Source organism: Pinisolibacter sp. DMC100 (assembly GCF_056313705.1).
The window spans coordinates 1640108-1659215 of sequence record NZ_JBQUZT010000001.1; the positions used below are offsets into that span (position 1 = coordinate 1640108).

General features: G+C 68.7%; 16 protein-coding genes. 15 read left to right on the forward strand and 1 reads right to left on the reverse strand.

The window, feature by feature from the left end; genetic code table 11:
* The first annotated feature begins 71 nt into the window (after positions 1 to 71).
* The 5 genes from ACT541_RS07595 to hypB all read left to right on the forward strand — a co-directional run bounded on the left by ACT541_RS07595 (position 72) and on the right by hypB (position 6236).
* Complete coding sequence (locus ACT541_RS07595; RefSeq protein ID WP_476135569.1) at positions 72 to 1331, forward strand: NAD(P)/FAD-dependent oxidoreductase; 1260 nt, start codon at positions 72 to 74, stop codon at positions 1329 to 1331.
* A 74-nt stretch (positions 1332 to 1405) separates the two neighbouring features.
* On the forward strand, positions 1406 to 2464 hold the full coding sequence (locus tag ACT541_RS07600; protein ID WP_476135571.1) for a methyltransferase domain-containing protein: 1059 nt from the start codon (positions 1406 to 1408) through the stop codon (positions 2462 to 2464).
* Between the two features lie 148 nt (positions 2465 to 2612).
* Positions 2613 to 4490: a sigma-54-dependent Fis family transcriptional regulator gene (locus tag ACT541_RS07605; RefSeq protein WP_476135573.1), complete on the forward strand. Its 1878-nt coding sequence runs from the start codon at positions 2613 to 2615 to the stop codon at positions 4488 to 4490.
* A gap of 330 nt (positions 4491 to 4820) precedes the next feature.
* The gene (locus ACT541_RS07610) at positions 4821 to 5486 is read left to right on the forward strand and encodes a Crp/Fnr family transcriptional regulator (protein WP_476135575.1); all 666 of its coding nucleotides are present in this window, start codon (positions 4821 to 4823) and stop codon (positions 5484 to 5486) included.
* A 99-nt stretch (positions 5487 to 5585) separates the two neighbouring features.
* The gene (gene hypB, locus ACT541_RS07615) at positions 5586 to 6236 is read left to right on the forward strand and encodes a hydrogenase nickel incorporation protein HypB (protein WP_476135577.1); all 651 of its coding nucleotides are present in this window, start codon (positions 5586 to 5588) and stop codon (positions 6234 to 6236) included.
* Positions 6237 to 6410: 174 nt separating this feature from the next.
* On the opposite strand, the gene hypA is transcribed toward hypB, so the two are convergent.
* The gene (hypA, locus tag ACT541_RS07620; protein WP_476135579.1) at positions 6411 to 6773 is read right to left on the reverse strand and encodes a hydrogenase maturation nickel metallochaperone HypA; all 363 of its coding nucleotides are present in this window, start codon (positions 6771 to 6773) and stop codon (positions 6411 to 6413) included.
* Positions 6774 to 6942: 169 nt separating this feature from the next.
* Between hypA and ACT541_RS07625 the strand changes: the two genes are divergently transcribed.
* The 10 genes from ACT541_RS07625 (at position 6943) to ACT541_RS07670 (ending at position 18948) form a co-directional block, all read left to right on the forward strand.
* Positions 6943 to 10746, forward strand: coding sequence for a proton-conducting transporter transmembrane domain-containing protein (locus tag ACT541_RS07625; RefSeq protein WP_476135581.1), 3804 nt, complete (start codon positions 6943 to 6945; stop codon positions 10744 to 10746).
* A 14-nt stretch (positions 10747 to 10760) separates the two neighbouring features.
* The gene (locus ACT541_RS07630; RefSeq protein WP_476135583.1) at positions 10761 to 11720 is read left to right on the forward strand and encodes a respiratory chain complex I subunit 1 family protein; all 960 of its coding nucleotides are present in this window, start codon (positions 10761 to 10763) and stop codon (positions 11718 to 11720) included.
* Between the two features lie 10 nt (positions 11721 to 11730).
* Positions 11731 to 12168 (forward strand): NADH-quinone oxidoreductase subunit B family protein, encoded by a 438-nt coding sequence (locus tag ACT541_RS07635; protein WP_476135585.1) that lies wholly within the window; start codon positions 11731 to 11733, stop codon positions 12166 to 12168.
* A 10-nt stretch (positions 12169 to 12178) separates the two neighbouring features.
* Complete coding sequence (locus ACT541_RS07640) at positions 12179 to 12676, forward strand: 4Fe-4S binding protein (RefSeq protein ID WP_476135587.1); 498 nt, start codon at positions 12179 to 12181, stop codon at positions 12674 to 12676.
* A complete protein-coding gene (locus tag ACT541_RS07645; protein ID WP_476135589.1) occupies positions 12673 to 13302 on the forward strand; it encodes an NADH-quinone oxidoreductase subunit C in 630 nt (209 codons plus the stop codon). Before ACT541_RS07640 ends, ACT541_RS07645 begins: the two co-directional genes overlap by 4 nt.
* Entirely contained in the window at positions 13299 to 14408 is a 1110-nt protein-coding gene (locus ACT541_RS07650) for a hydrogenase large subunit (protein ID WP_476135590.1), read from the forward strand. Before ACT541_RS07645 ends, ACT541_RS07650 begins: the two co-directional genes overlap by 4 nt.
* Before the next feature lie 59 nt (positions 14409 to 14467).
* Positions 14468 to 14665, forward strand: a complete 198-nt coding sequence (locus tag ACT541_RS07655) for a 4Fe-4S binding protein (RefSeq protein WP_476135592.1) — start codon at positions 14468 to 14470, stop codon at positions 14663 to 14665.
* Positions 14666 to 14735: 70 nt separating this feature from the next.
* Positions 14736 to 15572, forward strand: coding sequence for an XdhC family protein (locus ACT541_RS07660; protein WP_476135594.1), 837 nt, complete (start codon positions 14736 to 14738; stop codon positions 15570 to 15572).
* A 405-nt stretch (positions 15573 to 15977) separates the two neighbouring features.
* Positions 15978 to 16694, forward strand: a complete 717-nt coding sequence (trsM, locus tag ACT541_RS07665; RefSeq protein WP_476135595.1) for a DVU_1556 family methyltransferase — start codon at positions 15978 to 15980, stop codon at positions 16692 to 16694.
* A gap of 232 nt (positions 16695 to 16926) precedes the next feature.
* Entirely contained in the window at positions 16927 to 18948 is a 2022-nt protein-coding gene (locus ACT541_RS07670; protein WP_476135598.1) for a methyl-accepting chemotaxis protein, read from the forward strand.
* Positions 18949 to 19108 lie beyond the last annotated feature (160 nt).

The following is a 19108-nucleotide window of genomic DNA, read 5'->3' on the forward strand; positions in this document are numbered from 1 at the left end:
CGACACTAGAGTGCGACCATCGCGCGCCTCGCGTCTCGAGCGCGGGCGCGACGATCGAACGGAGGAACGACATGAAAGCGCGCGCGAACAGGACCGACCGCCCGATGGTCGTCGTCGGAGCGGGGCAGGGGGGCATTCAGGCGGCGGAATCGCTGCGTGACGAAGGCTGGGAAGGCGAGATCGTCCTCGTCGGCGACGAGCCGCATCCGCCCTATCACCGTCCGCCGCTGTCGAAGGAGGCGCTGCTCGACACGCTCGACTTCGCCGACATCCAGCTGCGCGGCCCCGAGGCGATCGCCGCCAAGGGCATCGACTTCCGCCCCGGCATCCACGCCCTCTCGATCGACCGCGCCGCCCGCACCGTGGCGCTCGACGACGGCAGCACGCTCGCCTACGAAGGCCTCGTCATCGCCACCGGCGGCCACAACCGCCGCCTGCCGGTTCCCGGCGGCGACCTGCCCGACATCTCCTCGCTGCGCTCCATCGACGACGCCTACAAGTTCGCCGCCGCCCTCGGCCGCGCCGAGACGGTGCTGGTGGTCGGCGCCGGCTTCGTCGGTCTCGAGATCGCCGCCTGCTGCCGCCTCTGCGACAAGCAGGTCACGGTGGTCGAACGCGAGTCTCGCGTGCTCGCCCGCGCCGTCGCGCCGGTGATCTCTGAGATCTATGCCCGTCTCCACCGCGAACGCGGCGTCACGCTCGAAATGGAGGCCTCGGTGGTCGAGGTCCTGTCCAAGGACGGTCGCGCCACCGGCGTGCGCCTCGCCGACGGGCGGGTGCTCGAAGCCGACCTGATCGTCGCCGGCATCGGTCTGGTGCCCAACGACCGCCTCGCCAAGGAGGCCGGTCTCGCCTGCGAGCTCGGCATCATCGTCGACACCTGCGCCCGCACCGCCGATCCCGACATCGTCGCCGTCGGCGACTGCACCGCGACCGCCCATGCCCCCGGCCAGCCGCTCCACCGGCTGGAGTCGGTGCAGAACGCCGTCGAACAGGCCAAGGCCGGCGCGGCCGCGTTGATGGGCCGCGAGAAGCCCTTCGTCGCCCCGCCGTGGTTCTGGTCCGATCAGTACGACATCAAGATGCGCTCGGTCGGTCGCTCCGGCGATCACGATCGCCACGTGCTGCGCGGCGACGTCGCCAACTATCGCTTCTCGGCGTTCTATTTCCGCGGCGACACCTTCCTCGGTGCCGACAGCCTCAACGCCGTGCAGGACCACAACGCCGCCCGTCGCATTCTCGATCGTGGTCTGACGTTGTCGCCGGAGCAGGTCGCCGACCCGACCTTCGACATCGGCAAGTGGGCTCGCGCCGCCGCGCCCGTCGCCTGAGACCATCGCATGACACCGGCGTCGGGGGCGGTCGTCGCGGCCGGCCCCCGACCCTACCCCAGGAGGCCGAGGCCATGGCCGAGAACAGCGCGCATGCCGATCTGGTCAAGGGCTACTACGGGTCGGTCCTGTCGGGGGCCGCGGATCTGAAGACCGGCGCCTGTTGTTGCAACGAGACGATCCCGCCGGCCCATCGCGCCGTCCTCGCCACGCTCGACGAGGAGGTGCTCGACCGCTTCTACGGCTGCGGCTCGCCGATCCCGCCGCTGATCGCCGGCAGGCGCGTCCTCGACCTCGGCTGCGGCGCCGGCCGCGACGCCTTCCTCCTGTCGGCGCTGGTCGGGCCGAACGGCTCGGTGATCGGCGTCGACTTCACCGCCGCCCAGCTCGACGTCGCCCGCCGCCACCGCGACGTCCAGGCCGAGCGGATCGGCCTCCCCCATTCCAACGTCGACTTCCGCCTCGGCGCGATCGAGGATCTCGCCGCCGCCGGCATCGCCGACGGCTCGATCGACGTCGTCGTGTCGAACTGCGTCATCAACCTGTCCGACGACAAGAAGCGCGTCTTCGCCGAGATCCGCCGCGTGCTGAAGCCGGGCGGCGAACTCCTCTTCTCCGACGTCTTCGCCGACCGGCGCCTGCCCGCCGCGCTCGCCCGCGATCCCGTTCTGCTCGGCGAATGCATGGGCGGGGCGCTCTATGTCGAGGACTTCCGTCGCCTGATGGTCGGCGTCGGTTTCGCCGATCACCGCGTCGTCGCCCGTCGCCCCGTGTCGATCGACAATGCCGAGATCGAGGCGCGGGTCGGCAACGTCGGCTTCTCCGCGATGACGGTGCGCGCCTTCGCACTCGACACCCTCGAAGACGCCTGCGAGGACTACGGTCAGGTGGCGATCTATCTCGGCACCATCCCCGACCACCCCCATCGCTTCGATCTCGACGACCACCACACCTTCTTCACCGGCAAGCCGATGCCGGTGTGCGGCAACACCGCCGCGATGGTGGGCGAGACGCGGTTCGCCTCGCACTTCAGGGTGATCGGCGACCGCACGAAGCATTTCGGAGCCTTCGCCTGTTCCGGCTCGGCTCCGGGGACGGCGGCCACGGTCGACGGCGGCTGCACGTGCTGCTGACGAACACTTCGCGGCCGTTTTCGGCATTCGTTCACCGTCACACCGTTCCCGTGACGAAAATGGTCGAAAGTACCCCGATCGCGCACTGTGGTTTTCGCCGCGGTCGAGGTACCATCGGCGGAGCTACCGAATGGTGCGAGGCAGTCTGATGAATTCCTCTTCTGGACGGGGACGAGGAGAACAGGGCAAGTCACGCTCCGATCGGCGCAAGGCGTTGATCGAGCTGAGGCGCAGCTACCTGAACGAAGGCGCGGAGACGGGGCGCACCGTCTCCGACACGATTCTGCGTTCCTGGCGGCGCTCTCAGCAGCACGGGCTCGACCTCGACCAGCGCCCGGCGCTGGAGGTGCTCTCCCACGCCCAGCTGCGCGATCTGCGCGAACGCAACGAGATGCTGCTGCGCGCCGCGCGCGGCGAGCTCGAGGCGCTGCACGCCGACGCGCGCTCGACCGGCTCGATCGTCATCCTGACCGATCCCGCCGGCGTCATCCTCGCCACCGTCGGTTCGATCGACTTCGCCGAGCGGGCCTCGCGGGTGGCCCTGCGCCCCGGCGTCGAGTGGAGCGAGGCGGCCATCGGCACCAACGCCATCGGCACGGCCATCGCCGAGATGGGCCCGGTGTCGGTCGACGGCGCCGAGCACTATTTTCCCGTCCACGCCATTCTCGGCTGTTCGGCGGTGCCGATCTTCGACCCGGCCGGCGCGATCATCGGCGTGCTCGACCTGTCGAGCAACGTCGGCGAGGCCGGCTCGCACGCGCTCGCCCTGGTGCGCCGCGCGGTGGAGCAGATCGAGCGGCGGCTGTTCGAACAGCGCTTCGGCCGCCACGAGCGCATCCATTTCCACTCCGACCCCGATCTGGTGATGAGCCCGCTGGAGGGCCTCCTCGCCTTCGAGGGCTCGCGTCTCGTCGGCGCCAACCGTCAGGCGCTCGACCTGCTCGGCATCGACTGGGCGGCGCTCGGCGCCATCGGCTACGAACAGATCTTCGAGACGCGGCACGACCAGATCGCCGTCGACGCGCCGATCGAGCGCAGCCGGATCCGCACCCTGCGCGGCTCGATTCTCTACGGCCGCCGTCAGGTCGCCGCCGACGTGCCCACCCGCATGCCGCCGCTGCCGCGTGCCACCGGGCCGATCGAGGTCGGCCGGTCGCATTTCGACGTCCGCACGCGGACGCTGCTGGAGCGGTCGGTCCGGCTGGTCGATGCCGGCATCTCGATCCTGCTGGTCGGCGAGATCGGTTGCGGCAAGGCCGCCATTGCGCGCGAGATCCACGACCGCAGCCGCTTCGCGGGCGGTCCCTATGTCGTCGTCGACTGTTCCGCCGAGGACATCGCCGACGTCGAGCGCGAGCTCTTCGGCGACGGCGACAGGCCCGGCGCGACGGCGGGCGCCGAGGGCGGCACGCTCTATCTGCATCTGGTCGAGACCCTGCCGCTGCGCCTGCAGGCGCGTCTCGCCGACGCGCTGCGTCACGACGCACCGGGCGGGCGCGGCTTCAACCTCGTCTCCTCCAGCCATTTCGGTCTCGCCGACCGTGTCGCCGCCGGCGGCTTCTCGCCCGATCTGATGGTGCGCGTCGCCGCCCATGCCGTCGATCTGCTGCCGATCCGCCGCCATCCCGATCGCCGTGCCCTGATCCTCGAGACCTGGGAAGCGGTGGCGCGCGGCCGTCCGCCGGGCGACCTGCCCGAGGAGACGTTGGCGGTGCTGACCGCCTACGCCTGGCCCGGCAATCGGCGTCAGCTGATCTCGACCCTGCGGGCGCTGGCGGTGCTGGCGGAGGCCGGCGAGACGCTGTCGCCCGGCGTCCTGCCGCGCGAGATCGCCGACGTCGGTGCGGTCGACGCCGAGCCGGTTCTCGCGGTGGACGTCGAGGAAGGGCTCGACTCGATCATGCTGACGGCGATGCGCGCCGCGCTCGAGGCCGAGGGCGGCAATGTCGCGCGCGCCGCGCGTCGGCTCGGCATCCATCGTTCGACACTCTATCGCCATCTCAACGGTTCCTCGAGCAAGGATTGAGAATGTCGCGCGCAGCGCGCGGCGCGTCGGCGAACGAGGTGTCCGAGACTAGCCTCGGAAATCGGCTCGAAGTGTAATTCACTTACATAACGTATGCATCGATTGTCTTCCGCTATGTCGATCATAGCACAACGAAGACATGTGTCGCATGTTGCGACACGCCCGAAGTGGATGCGACATCAGGTCTGATACGTTGAAATCGCGCGGTTTTCCGGATGTGGCAGGCCGGAAAGCTTCTAAAATGACCTCATCGAACAACGGCCGGCCGGCCTTCCGAATCGCACGGCGATCGGCATTCCGGCCCCAGGACATGCGATCGAGAGCGTTGCGATGCACCACGACGACCCGAACCATCTCCTCCAGCGGCGCCTCTCGGAAGGGGCCTTCGCCGGGCTCGCCTCCCGCCGGAAGATCCCGGCCGGCGAGCTCTGGCTGGGCTCCGACGACGAGGACGAGGCCGACGGCCTGCTGGTCGTCCGCTCGGGCTGCCTGCGGGCCTTCGTCTCGCGCGACGGTCGCGAGCTGACCCTCTTCGTGCTCGGTGCCGGCGACACCGTCCGCGTCCGTGCCGGCTCCACCCTGGAGGCGCGGCGCGACAGCGAGATCGTCTTCGTTCCGATGAAGGCGATCCGCGATCTCGCCCGCACCGACCCCGAACTGCTGCTGTGGGCGATGCCTGTGCTCGACAAGCTGCTCGAGCGCTCGCTGCGTCTGGTCGAGGACATGGTCTTCGCCGACGTCAAGCATCGCCTGATCCGCGTCCTGTGCGACACCGCCGACCGTGAGGGCCGTCGCGGCGACGACGGCATCGTCCTGACCTCGCCGCCCAACGCCGAGGATCTCGCCACCGAGATCGGCGCGACGCGCCAGTCGGTCTCCACCGTCATGGCGGATCTCGCCCGCAGTGGTATCCTGCGGCGGTTCGGCCAGCGCTCCATGGTCATCTCCGACATCGGCCGCCTCCGTCGCGAACTGCGCGCCGGCGAGGCCTGCTGAGCCGGTCGGAACATCAACGAGGAAGTTCCCATGTGCCAGGAATGCGGTTGCGGCGGCCCGACCGCCGACCCTGCGACGGTTGCCGTCTTCGAGAACATCTTGGCGGACAACGATCGCACCGCGGCGCGCCTGCGCGAGCGGCTCGACCGTCATCGCGTCTTCGTCGTCAACCTGATGTCGTCGCCCGGTTCGGGCAAGACGCGCCTGCTCGAGGCGACCTTCGCCGCGCTGCCGCCCAATCTCCGGGTGGCGGTGATCGAGGGTGACCTCGAGACCGAGAACGACGCCGCCCGCATCCGTCGGCACGGCATCGTCGCCATCCAGATCACCACCGGCGTCGCCTGTCACCTCGACGCGGCGATGACCGAGACCGCCTTCGACCGCCTGGCGCTCGACGACCTCGATCTGGTCTTCGTCGAGAACGTCGGCAACCTCGTCTGCCCGGCCGACTTCGACATCGGCCAGCATCGCGACGTCGTCCTGCTCTCGGTCACCGAGGGCGACGACAAGCCGTCGAAATATCCGGTGATCTTCCGCAACGCCGATCTGGTGGCGATCACCAAGACCGATCTGCTGCCGCATTTCGACGACTTCGACGTGGCCCGCGCCCGTCGCGCCATCGAAGGGGTCCGCGGACGCGGCGCCATCCTCGAGGTCTCCGCCAAGAGCGAGTCCGGACTCGACCGGTGGGTCGACTGGCTGCTGGCGGAAATGCGCGGCCACTTCGCTCAGCGCGATCGCGTTGCCTGACCGAGATCGCCCCGGGCCGGCCCTGCCCCTGTCCCTCTCCCCGACGAGGGGCCGTCCCGTGTGCAGCGGGCCGGACGCTGCCTTCGTGCCGCGTCCGGCCCGTAGTCGTCTTCGTGCCCCGCATCGTGCGACGCGATCGGACGGCACCGCTCCGGCGCCGTCCGATCGTCGTTCTCACGCGCCTTCGGCCGTCTCGCGGGTGCCCTGGAAGTCCTCCACGTGCAGCTCGCGGCCGGCGACGATCTCCGTCTCGGTCGATCCGCAGCTCGGGCAGGCGAGGTTCCAGCCCTTGGTCTCGAAGGTCACCTCGCAGGCCGGACACCGCGCCGAGACCGGGACCTCGTCGATCTCGAGGCGCGCGCCTTCCGCCCGCGTGCCCTCCGCCATCACCTCGAAGGCTCCGACCAATTGTCGCACGTCGAGGCCGCGCAGGCGTCCGACCTTGATGCGGACGGTGGTGATTCGTGCGATGCTCTCGGCTGTCGCCGAGCGTTCGAGAATGCCGAGAATTCCGGCGACGACGGCTGTTTCATGCATGACGGATGATCCTGGTCGAGTGGGGCTCGCGCGATGGTGGGCCGCGTCGTGACGAATTCCGACCCGCACAAATGCGTATTTGTCGGCTCCCCGACAGCCCCGGACGACCTGTCGCCCTAGGGTACCATCAACGTAATTCCGGACGTCGGTCACGGGAAGGCCTGTCGCCATGTCACTGCTAGCATCGATGGATCCCGCCGTTCTCGCCTCCATGGGGGCGATCTTCCTCTTCTTCGGAGAGGTCGCGGCACTACTCGCCCTGCCCAACCTGATGCGGGTGGTCGTCTTCTCGACGATCGCCGAAATCGGTTGGCTCCTCGTCGGTCTCGGCCTCGGCGGTGACGCCGGGACGACCGGCGCCTTCATGCATCTGGGCTACCAGCTCGTGATGCGTGGCCTCGTCCTGGTGGTCGGCTGGCACATCGTCCGCCGCGCCCGCACCTCGAGGCTCGACGATCTCTCCGGCATCGTCTCGGTGATGCCGGTGGCGGCGACGCTCTTCGCCTTCGGCCTCTTCGCCACGATGGGCCTGTCGCCGTTCAAGGGCTCGTTCTCGCGCTTCCTGATCCTCTACGCCGCGATCGAACAGGGCCGCATCGTCATCGCCCTGGTCGGCACGGCGGCGGCGATCGTCGCCTCGGTCTACTACGTCCGGGTCGTCCAGCGCCTGTGCTTCGAGACGCCGACCCGCGCCTTCGACCTGGTGCCCGGCCCGGCCGCGGCCATGCCGATCGCCTGGGTGCTCGCGGTGGTCACCGCCGTCCTCGGCGTCTGGCCGGAACCGCTGGTCGATCTCTCCGCCCATGCCGCCGGCGTCGCCGTCGGCAGCATTCCGCATTTCGAGGCGCCGTGGTCGCCGATCGTCCTGGTGCCGTGGGTCGGCGCCTTCGCGATCTTCGCCCTCGGCCGCGTCAATGCCCGGCTGCGCGACGTCGCCGCCGTGGTGCTGGCGATCGCGACGGTGGTTCTGGTCGCCCTCGACCCGAGCCTCGACGCGGCTTCGCGCCTCTTCGGTCTGATCTTCGCCGGCATCGGCGCGGTGATGGCGATCTACTCGGTCGACTACATCGCCGCCAGCCATTCGCGCGACCGCTACTGGTTCTTCGCCTTCCTGATGATCGGCTCTCTGGTCGGTCTCTCGACGGCGCACGAACTCGGCAACTTCTATCTGTTCTGGGAGCTGATGACCTGGTCGTCCTGGGCGCTGGTCGTCCATGAACAGACCCCGAAGGCTCTCAAGGCCGGTCTCGTCTACTTCGTGATGTGCGCCGGTGGTGCCTACGTCATGCATCTCGGCATCCTGCTCACCCACGCTCAGGTCGGCTCCTTCGAGTTCGCCGCCATGACCGCCGGGCTGCCGCAGGCCGCCCCGATGGTCGGCGCCGCGATCGTCGCCTGCTTCCTCGTCGGCTTCGCCGTCAAGGCCGGCCTCGTGCCGTTGCAGGCCTGGCTGCCGCTCGCCCATCCGGTCGCTCCCGCCTCGGTCTCCGGTCCGCTGTCGGGCATCCTCACCAAGGCCGGCGTCTTCGGTCTGGTGAAGATCCTGATGATCGTGATCGGCGCCGCGTCGCTGAAGCGCTTCGCCTTCCACGGCGTCGATCTCGCCACCGTCCTCGTCGTCCTCGGCGCGATCACGGTGATCTACGGCGAGGTCAAGGCGCTGTTCGAGAAGGAGCTGAAGCGGATGCTCGCCTTCTCGACGCTGGCTCAGGTCGGCGAGATCGTCGCCATCCTCGGCCTCGGCACCGCGCTCGCCGTCGACGCCTCGCTGCTGCACGTGCTGAACCACGCCGCGATGAAGACTCTTCTCTTCTTCGCGGCCGGCGCCTTCATTCTGCGCACCGGCCATCACATGATCGCCGACTTCGCCGGCCTCGGCCGCAAGATGCCGGTGACCGCGGGTGCCTATGCGCTCGCCTCCATCGCCGTCATGGGCCTGCCGCCCTTCAACGGCTTCGTCTCGAAGTTCCTGATGGTGTGGGCGGCGGTCGACGCCGGTCACTGGGAGATCGCGACGCTGCTGCTGCTCGGTGGTCTCGCCGGTGCCGTCTACTACCTGCGTGTCGTCGCCAAGCTGTTCTTCGAGCCGTGGACCGGTTCGGACGACGTCCGCGAGGCGCCGCTCTCCATGCTGATCGCCGTCTCGGTGCTCGCCGTGGTGATCGTCGCCGGCGGTATCGTCCCCGCCTGGCCGCTCGCTCTCGTCCTGCCGGTCGGCACCGCCTTCGCCGCCCAGGCCGGCATCGCCGACGCGGTCCTGCCGAACCTCGCCATGGTGTGGCCCGCCGCCGCGATCGTCGCCTTCGTCGGCGCCGGCGTGGTCTGGCTGGTCGGCCGTCGCTCGGTCACCTGGGCCGGCCGCCTGGCCGTCCTGGTGCTGGTCGCCGCCTTCGCCGCGATCCTGATGGAACGCGGCCGGTGGGACGCCCTGTCGCTCGCCTTCGCGCTGCTCATCACCGGCGTCGGCGTGCTCAACATGCTGCATGCCACCGCCTATCTCGCGCACAACCATGCCCAGGGCCGCTTCTTCGCCGCCTTCGGCCTGATGATCGCGGGTCTGGTCGGCCTCACCGCGGCGCGCGACGTCTTCTCCTTCTTCGGCTTCTGGGAGGTCATGTCCTCCTGGGCGCTGTGGGCGGCGATCGTCCACGAGGAGACCCCGGAAGCCCGCCGCGAAGGCTTCAAGTACTTCTTCTTCAACACCATCGGCGCCAGCTTCATGTTCCTCGGCCTCTGCGTGCTCGCCACGACGGCCGGGACCACGGATCTCGCCGGTATCGGTCGGGCCGCGGCCTCCATGCCGCTGCCGGCTCTGGCCACCGGTCTCGTCACCGTCTTCCTCGGACTGGTGATGAAGGCCGCCCAGCTGCCCGTCCGCATCGACGTCCAGATGCACCCCGCCGCGGCTCCGACCCCGGTGTCCGGCTACATCTCGGCCGTCCTGCTGAAGTCCGGCCCCTGGGGCGTGCTGAAGCTCTTCACCCTGTTCGGCGGCGCCGCGGTCTTCGCTCGCGTCGGCGGCACCCTGGTCGGTCTGCCGACCATGCTGGAAGTCATCGCCGTGATCGGCGCGATCACCATCCTGGTCGCCGGCGCCCAGGCCTTCATCCAGAACGGCATCAAGCTGGTGCTCATCTGGTCGACGGTCTGCCAGCTCGGCTACGTCATGATGGCGGTCTCGCTCGGCACCTCGGACGGCGTCGCCGCCGGTCTCGCCCACTTCGTCAACCACATGCTGCTCAAGGACACGCTGTTCCTGGTGGCCGGTGCGATCATGGTCGCCAACCATGCGACGATGCTCGACGAACTCGGTGGTCTCGGCCGCAAGATGCCCTTCACCTTCGGCGTCTTCCTCTTCGCGGGTCTGTCGCTCGCCGGCATCCCGCCGCTGAACGGCTTCGCCTCGAAGTGGATGATCTTCCAGGCGTGCTTCACCTCCGGCCATTGGGCGCTCGGCATCTCGGCGATGATCGGTTCGCTGTTCACGCTGGCCGCGGTGCTCAAGTTCGCCCACGCCGCCTTCATGGGCGCGCCGACCGCCAAGGCGCTCGCCGCCGAAGAGGCCCCGCTCGCCATGCGGATCCCGATGGGCATCCTCGCGGCCGCCAGCCTCGTCGTCGGCGTGATGCCGGGCCTCATCCTGGTTCCGATCGCCGCGATCCAGGCCGAACTCGGCATGACTCCGATCGTCGCCACGCTCACCGGCGGTCTGCCGGGCCCCGACGGATGGCATCCCGGACTCGTGTCCGTGCTGCTCCTGATCGTGGCACTCCCGCTCGTTCCGTACCTCCGTCTCGCCTATCGTGGTGCCGGTATCCAGAGGATCCGGGTCCACCAGGCCGGTGCCGACCACCTCGTCGCCGAAGAAATCCGGATGCGCGCCTCGAGCCTGTTCGAAACCCCCGACGCCATCGTTCGCGGCCTTCTCCCCCGGGAGAGCGCGAAGGACGGCTCGACTGAAAAGCACGCCTGAGGAGAGTGGAAATCATGTCCTCCCAAGCAGCTCTCCTGACCTCGGTCCTTCTCTTCCCCGGCGGTCTCTTCGCTCTCGCTCTCGGCCTCGGCCTCAAGGGTGCCGATCGTCGCTTCGCCGCGCGCCTCCAGGCTCGCGTCGGACCGCCGCTCCTGCAGCCGCTCTACGACCTGGTCAAGCTCGGCTTCAAGCGCACCATGGTGCCGCTCACCGTCACCTCGCAGCTGGTCTTCCTGGCCACGCCGCTGGTCGCGCTGGTCGCCATGCTCTACGCCGCCGCGATGATCCCGGTGCCGTGGATGCCGTCGCCCTCGCCGCAGCTCGGCAACGTACTGGTGCTGGTCTACCTGCTCGCCATCCCGGGCGTCGCCCTGATGATCGCGGGTTCGGTCTCCGGCTCCACCTACGGCGCCATCGGCTTCTCCCGTGAGATGGCCCTGATGCTCGCCTACGAGGGACCGATCGTCCTGGTCGTCGCCGCCGTCGCGCTCCGCACCGGTGCCGCCGAAGGACAGTTCGCGGTCCTGTCGCTGAGCGAGATCGTCCGCCACCAGCAGATCCACGGGGCGAACCTGTTCGACCCGATGCTGTGGCCGGCCCTGATCGCCTTCCTGTTCTTCTATCCGGCCAACCTCGGGATCATCCCCTTCGACATCCCGGAAGCCGAGACGGAAGTGCTGGAAGGACCGCTGGTCGAATATTCCGGCCCGGCGCTCGGCCTCTTCAAGCTGATGTCGGCGGTCAAGTCGGTGGTCGTGCTGGGACTGGGTCTCACCCTGTTCTTCCCGATCGTCCCGGAAGGCCCGCTCGGTCTGGTGGTCTGGCTGCTCGAGGACTTCGTCCTGATGCTCCTCGGCGTCACCGCCCTGCGTGTCGGCATCGGCCGCATGCGCATCGACCAGGCGGTCTCCTTCTTCCTGAAGTGGCCGCTGGTCGCCGCCCTCGCCAGTCTTGCCGTCGTGGTCGCGGCGTGAGGAGTGAGACATGAACATCCTGACCAAATTCAAGGACGTCGCCTCGCGCTCGCCGTGGCTCTACCGGATCAACGCCGGTTCCTGCAACGGCTGTGACGTCGAGCTCGCCACCACCGCCCTGATCCCGCGCTGGGACGTGGAGCGCCTCGGCTGCCAGTACTGCGGCAGCCCCCGCCACGCCGACATCGTGCTGATCACCGGTCCGCTCACCCGTCACGTGCGTGACGCCGCTCTGCGCCTCTTCGAGGAAATCCCGGACCCCAAGGTCACGGTCGCCGTCGGCGTCTGCCCGATCTCGGGCGGCATCTTCCGCGAGAGCTACGCCACCTGCGCGCCGATCGACCAGTATCTGCCGGTCGACGTCAACATCCCGGGTTGCCCGCCGCGTCCGCAGGCCATCCTCGACGGCGTCGCCAAAGCCATCGCCGTCTGGCGCCAGCGGCTGTGAGGAGAAAGCCATGAACGTTCTCGGCCTCTTCTGGCGCAACCTCGTCAACGGCCCGGCCACGGATCCCTATCCGTTCGGCCCGACCGTCACCCAGAAGCGCTTCCGCGGTCGCATCGAGTTCGACGCGCCGTCCTGCGAAGGGTGCAAGCTGTGCGAACGCGTCTGCCCATCGGGCGCGATCAAGTTCACCAAGGATCCGGGCGGTCTCGCCTTCGACTGCTGGCACGCCACCTGCGTGTTCTGCGGCACCTGCGAGTTCTACTGCCCGACCGGTTCGATCCATCAGACCGACGACTGGTCGCTCGCCCACCTGCAGGAAGACAAGTATCGGATGGTCGAACACGGCCTGATCCCGAACATGACCTGCTCCGAATGCGGTGCCACCGCGCTCGACACCGCGCCGATGCGCAACACGCGCCCGCCGCTCACCGACGAGGAGGTCGCGACGCTCCGGCCGATGTGCCCGAAGTGCCGCGCCAAGTTCATGAAGAATCGGAAAAAGCCATGACCCGCCTGCCGCAAGATCTCGAGGCCCGTCTGGCCGCGGTCGCGCCCGCCGGCATCGCCTACGAGGCGAAGACCGACGACTACGGCGTGACGACCGCCTGGGCCCAACTCGCCGATCGCGACGAACTCTTCGCCGTCGGTCGCCTGATGCTCGAACTGGGTGCTCGTCTCTCGATGACCACCGCTTCGCAGCCGCCGGCTCCCGAGGAGGAGGAAGAGGAAGAAGAGGAAGAGGTCGCCGAGGGCGAGGAAGCCGCGGAGAAGCCCGCGAAGCCGGTTCCCACCAGCTTCGGCGGCACGCCGCTCGACGGCACCTCCTACGAGCTCGCCTATCACTTCGACCTCGAGGGCGACACGCTGACGGTGATCGTCCACGTGCCGCACGGCGGCGAGGTGGTCAGCCTGACGCCGCTCTATCGCACCGCCGACTGGGGCGAGCGCGAGATGATGGAACTCTATGCCATCGTCATCCGCGACCATCCCGATCCGCGCCGTCTCTTCATCGATCCGGCGATCGAACCCGCCGTCTTCGAGCGCCTGATCCCCTATTCGACGCTGGTCAACGCCGCGTCGACCAAGGGGCTCTGGGACAAGATCGCCGCTGCACGCAAGGAGGACGCGGCATGACCACGCCTCATGAGACCCAGGTCCCCGAGACCTACACGATCCCGGTCGGGCCCCTGCACGTCGCGCTCGAAGAGCCGATGTACTTCAAGATCGACGTCCGCGGCGAGACCGTCGGCGCGGTCGACATCAACGCCGGCCACGTCCATCGCGGCATCGAGTATCTGGCGACCCATCGCTCCATCACCCAGACGGTGGTGCTGACGGAACGCATCTGCTCGCTGTGCTCGGCCAGCCATCCCGAGAGCTTCGCGATGGCCGCCGAAACCATCGCCGGGCTCGAGATCCCGCCGCGGGCCAAGTACCTGCGCGTGATCGCCGGCGAGGTGAAGCGCATCGCGTCGAACCTCTTCAACGTCGCCATCCTGGCGCATCTGGTCGGCTTCGAGACCCTGTTCATGCACGTCATGCAGGTCCGCGAGATCGCCCAGGACATCAAGGAAGGCGTCTTCGGCAACCGCATGGACCTCGGTGCGATCTGCATCGGCGGCGTGCGCTACGATCTCGACGAAGAGATCACCGCCGATCTCAAGGCTCGCCTCAAGCGCATCTCGCCGCTGGTCGACGAGCTGATCGAGACCTATCGCACCAACGGTTCGATCCTGCGCCGTACCCGCGGCGTCGGCGTGCTGACCCGCGAGCAGGCGCTCTCGACCGGCGTCGTCGGTCCCGTGGCGCGTGGCGCCGGCATCGCCTACGACGTCCGTCTGGCGGCGCCCTATGCGGCCTATCCGGACCTCGACGTCCAGATCCGCACCTTCGAGGACGGCGACGTGTGGTCGCGCGCCATGGTCCGCCTCTACGAGGCCCGCGATGCGATCGACATCGTGCTGCGCGCGCTCGATCGGCTGCCCGACGGCGAGATCCATCTCGAGGATCGCCCCGACATCCCGCCCGGCCAGGCGATGGCCAAGGTCGAGGCCCCCCGCGGCGAGCTGGTCTACTACCTGAAGACCAACGAGACCGCGAACCCCGAGCGCGTCAAATGGCGCGTGCCGACGTTCATGAATTGGGATGCCCTGCGCTTCATGCTCGCCGGTGCCAAGGTCGCGGACATCGCGATCATCGTGAACTCCATCGATCCGTGCATCTCCTGCACGGAGCGTTGAGCCCGCAGACGACGCCGGGGGAGGCCCGGCGTCGCGAAACCGAGGAAGGAAGAAGAACCATGCCCCATATGATCGACACCGAGACCTGCACCGCCTGCGGCTCCTGCGAAGACGTCTGCCCGAACAAGGCCATCAGCCACAAGGGCAAGATCTTCAAGATCGACGCCAAGAAGTGCAAGGACTGCGAAGGCGACTTCGACGAGCCGCAGTGCGTCGACGTCTGCCAGTCGGGCTCCTGTATCAAGATCGCGGCCTGACGCCGATCGACGCCGTTCGACGCCGGCCGGGAGAACCGGCCGGCCGTCGCCTCGCGACGGATGACATCCGATGGACGTCTTCGAAGACCTCATCCACGAGAGACGAGAAGGCAGGGCCTGCGCCCTGGCGACCATCGTCACCGCCAAGAGGGTCGCATCCGCCGAAGGCGGCGCCCGTATGGTCGTCCACGAGGACGGCTCGGTCGTCGGCAGCGTCGGTGGTGGTCCGGCCCAGGACGAGGTCGTCCTCGTCGCCCGCGAAGCCGTTGCGACCGGGCGCCCGCGGACGGTCTCCTTCTCGCTGGACGACCCCCGGCTCGATGCCGGGATGGTCCGCGGCGGACGGCTCGACGTGCATGTCGAACCGATTCTGCCGACGCCCGTTCTGCATCTCTTCGGTGCCGGCGAGATCGGCCTCGTCACCGCTCGAACGGCGCATGCCGTCGGATGGAAGACGGTGATCGTCGATCACCGTGCCCGCTTCGCCAATGCCGAACGCTTCCCCGACGCGCTCGACATCCGGGTCGAACCGCTGGAGACGGCGATGGTGGCCCTGAAGCCGGACCGTCGTTCCGCCGTCTTCATCGACACGCGTTGCCACGAACGCGATGCGTCCGTGCTGAAATGGGCGCTCGGGACCGAGGCCGGCTACATCGGCATGGTCGGCTCGCAGCGCAAGGCGGCCAAGATCTTCGCCCGGTTGCAGGGCGAAGGTGTCTCCCTCGACGCGCTCGATCGGGTCCACGCCCCGATCGGTCTCGACATCGGAGCGGAGACGCCGGAGGAGATCGCGATCTCCATCCTCGCCGAGATGATCGCCTGGCGCCGCGGCGCCGAGCCGGTCCGCTCGATCATGCGCGTCGCCGACCCCGCAATCGTCGGTGCGGCGAGAAAGGAGGCCAGTTGAAACGACGCTTCGACCACGCCTTCGGCCGTTCGCGCCGAATTCACGTCTGAACGCCTCGACCTCTCGCGTCCCGAAGACGACGGCGGCTTCGTCCGCACGGCGAACGGACGTTGACGAGCGCGAAGCGAACCGAGCGAACGGCATCGCCGGCGATCGCGCGCCCCGTCGTGACCCGCGATCGCGAGGCGAACGCACGAGCTGCCCCGCGCCGCCTCTCCCCGAGGTGGCGCGTCCCCCCGGCCCCCGGCGGCCTTCCGCCGGGGGCCATTTCCCCAAGGGATCTCCCCGGCGGCCTTCCGCCGGGGGCCATTCCACGAACCCCCGCGGCGGTCCCCCGCCGAGGGGTCACCCCGAGAGCTCGTCCCGCCGGTCGGGCGCGGTCGAACAGGTCATGGAGGATGATCGATGTCCACGCATGTCACCGCCGGCGATGCCGACGGTCTCCGTGGCGACTGCCTCCTCCGCGACGCCGCGGGCGGGCCGTTGCGTCCCGGCGGCCTGGAATTGACCGAAGCCCTGCTCGACCGGGCGGCCTTCCCGCCCGGTTCGCTGGTGGTCGACGTCGGCTGCGGCCAGGGCGCCGGGGTCGTCGCCATGGCGCGGCGCGGGCTCTGCGCCGTCGGCGTCGACAGGGCCGAAGACGTGGTCGCCCGTGCCCGCGCCGCCCACCGCGACACCGTCTTCGTGCTCGGCGAGGCGGGACGACTGCCCTTCGCCTCGCGCAGCGTCGACGGACTGCTCGCCGAATGCTCGCTCTCGACGATCGCCGATCGCCGCCTCGCGCTGGCGGAGTGGCATCGGGTGCTGCGTCCCGGCGGACGTCTGGCGATCGCCGACGTCTACCGGCGCGCCGACGGCTCCGACGACGGCGAGGGCTCGCCCTTCGCCGGCTGGCGCTGCGTCGCCGACGATCTCGCGGCGGTCGGATTCCGGGTCGAGTGGTTCGAGGATCGCTCCGACGTCCTGTGCGAGGACATCGGCGATCTGGTCCTCGCGGCCGAGGCGAGCGGGATCGCGCGGGCGGCGTTCGACGACACGGCGCTGGGCTCCATCCAGGTCTCCCGCCCCGGCTATTTCCTCGCGCTCGCCGATCGCCCGGACGCCGCGCCCGCGGTTCCGTGATCGCGACCGACCGTAGTCGTCGCGTCGGTCCCTCTCGAACGGGCCTTCGGCTTTCGCCGTCCTGTGCCGTGGTGTCGCAGTCGTCGCCGAAATGACGCGATTCCGGTGGCGAAATCGTAATAAGGTCGAGTATTGGGGCTCGATTTAAGCGCGAATTAACCGAAGGGATCGAGGCTCGCGACTTGGAGATCGAGGGCAATTCGGTCTGGAATCATACGAACGGACAACAGACATGTTCTCTCGCAAGCGCAAGGAAGACGTCGTGATGCAGGTGGCCGTGCAGAAGGTCGATGCCGTGCCGGACGTGCCTCCCGCGGTGGCCGCGGTCGGCGAGATCCGCGTGTTCGAATGCGACGCCCGCTTCACCGGCGTCGACGCCTCGGCCTTCGCTTTCGGCGGCCGTCCGGCCGCCCTGGCGCTCGCCTTCGTCTCACCCCACGTCGACTTCGACACCGCGACGCGCGCGCTGAAGCAGGTCGCGGGCTCCGTGCCGGTCGTCGCCATGACGACCGCCGGCGAGCTCTGCAACATCGGCGGCGGCGGCCTCTATCGGTCGACCGGGCAGGCGTGGTCGACGGTCACCGTCCAGGTGTTCCCGCCCGACCTCTTCGCCGCCGTGTCGATCCACGCCGTTCCGCTCCATTGCGAGGACATCCGCGCCGGCCGGCCGCAGAAGGATCGCGAGAGCCGCATCAGTGCCATCGCCCGTTCACTGGAATCGGTGCGTCCGCCCTTCCCGATCGACGCGCGCGAGACCTTCGCGCTGACCTTCGTCGACGGCCTGTCGGCGAGCGAGAACTACCTGATGGAGGCGGTCTATCGCGCCGGCCGCTATCCCTGCCTCTTCGTCGGCGGCTCGGCCGGCGGCAAGTTCGACTTCGCCACGACCAAGATCTTCGACGGCACGCGCGTCCACGAGAACCATGCGGTGATCGCCTTCGCCCGCATGGCGCCGGGCCGCGCCTTCGGCGTCTTCAAGAGCCAGAACTTCAAGGCCTCCGGCAAGAGCTTCCGCGTCGCCGAGGCCGATCCCGACCGCCGCTTCGTCGCCGGCGCGATCGATCCGACCTCCGGCGACGTCGTCCCCTTCATGGAGGCGATCGGCCGCACCTTCGGCACCGATGCGCGCGGCGCCGCCGCCAAGCTCGCCGGGCGCACCTTCGGCATCGAGATCGACGGCGAACTCTTCGTTCGTTCGGTCGCCGGCACCGACGCCGAGAAGGGCACCGTCGCCTTCTTCTGCGACGTCAATCCGGGCGACGAACTGCTGCTGCTCGAGGCGACCGACTTCGCCGACCAGACCGGCCGCGACGTCGCCACCTTCCTCTCGGGCAAGCCGGCACCGATCGGCGCCATCCTCAACGACTGCATTCTGCGTCGCCTCAACAACGACAAGACGCTCGCCCGTCTCGACGGCCTGTGGAAGGCGCCGGCCGCCGGCTTCTCCACCTTCGGCGAGCTCTTCGGCATCAACGTCAACGAGACGCTGTCGGCGATCGTCTTCTTCGCCGTCGACGTCAAGGATCTGCACGATCCCTTCCTCGACAACTTCCCCGTCCACTACGCGCGCTTCCAGAACTACTTCACGCGCTGCGCCCTGAAGCGTGCCGAGATGATGAACGGCTTCCGTTCGTCGATCATCACGCGGCTGGTCGATCAGCTCGACTTCATCCATCAGGTGGAATCGACTCTCGCCGAGACCCGCGACATGGGCGAGGCGATGGAGCGGGTGCGCGGTTCGCTCGACCGTGGCGGCAGCGCCGACGGTGGCGGCGCCCAGCAGAACGCCGTGCAGCTCGCCGAGGAGTTCCAGAGCCTGTCGAAGTCGATGTCCGGCCTGCGCGAGATCCTGTCGATCATCGACAACATCACCAGCCAGACCAATCTCCTCGCCCTCAACGCCACCATCGAGGCGGCGCGCGCCGGCGAGGCGGGCCGCGGCTTCGCCGTCGTCGCCCAGGAGGTGAAGAAGCTCGCCTCCGACACCAAGTCGACGCTGTCGCGCACCCAGGACGCGATCGGCGGCATGGAATCCTCGCTCGGTGTGCTCGGCGGCATCATCGAGGCGACCCGCCGCCGCTTCGAGGACGAGGAGGCGCGCTACAAGCAGACGATCGACACGGTCGAGACGATGTTCGACCATTCCGGCGTGATCGAGAAGACGCTCTCCGGTCTCGCCCGTCTCGTCGCCACCCAGACCACGGTCTCCGCCGAGATCGACCGCTCGATCGACCGGCTGAAGCGCCTCGGCTGAGCCGCGCCGAACGATCCGAACCAGACGGGCGCCTTCGGCGCCCGTCGCCGTTTCGCGCGCGCTCACCCTTTCCGTCCGGTCGACTTTCCGGCCCAAAGTACGATTGCCGTCTCGTCTTTCGGGAATTTCAATCGATTGACAAGAACAAGAGCAAATCGGG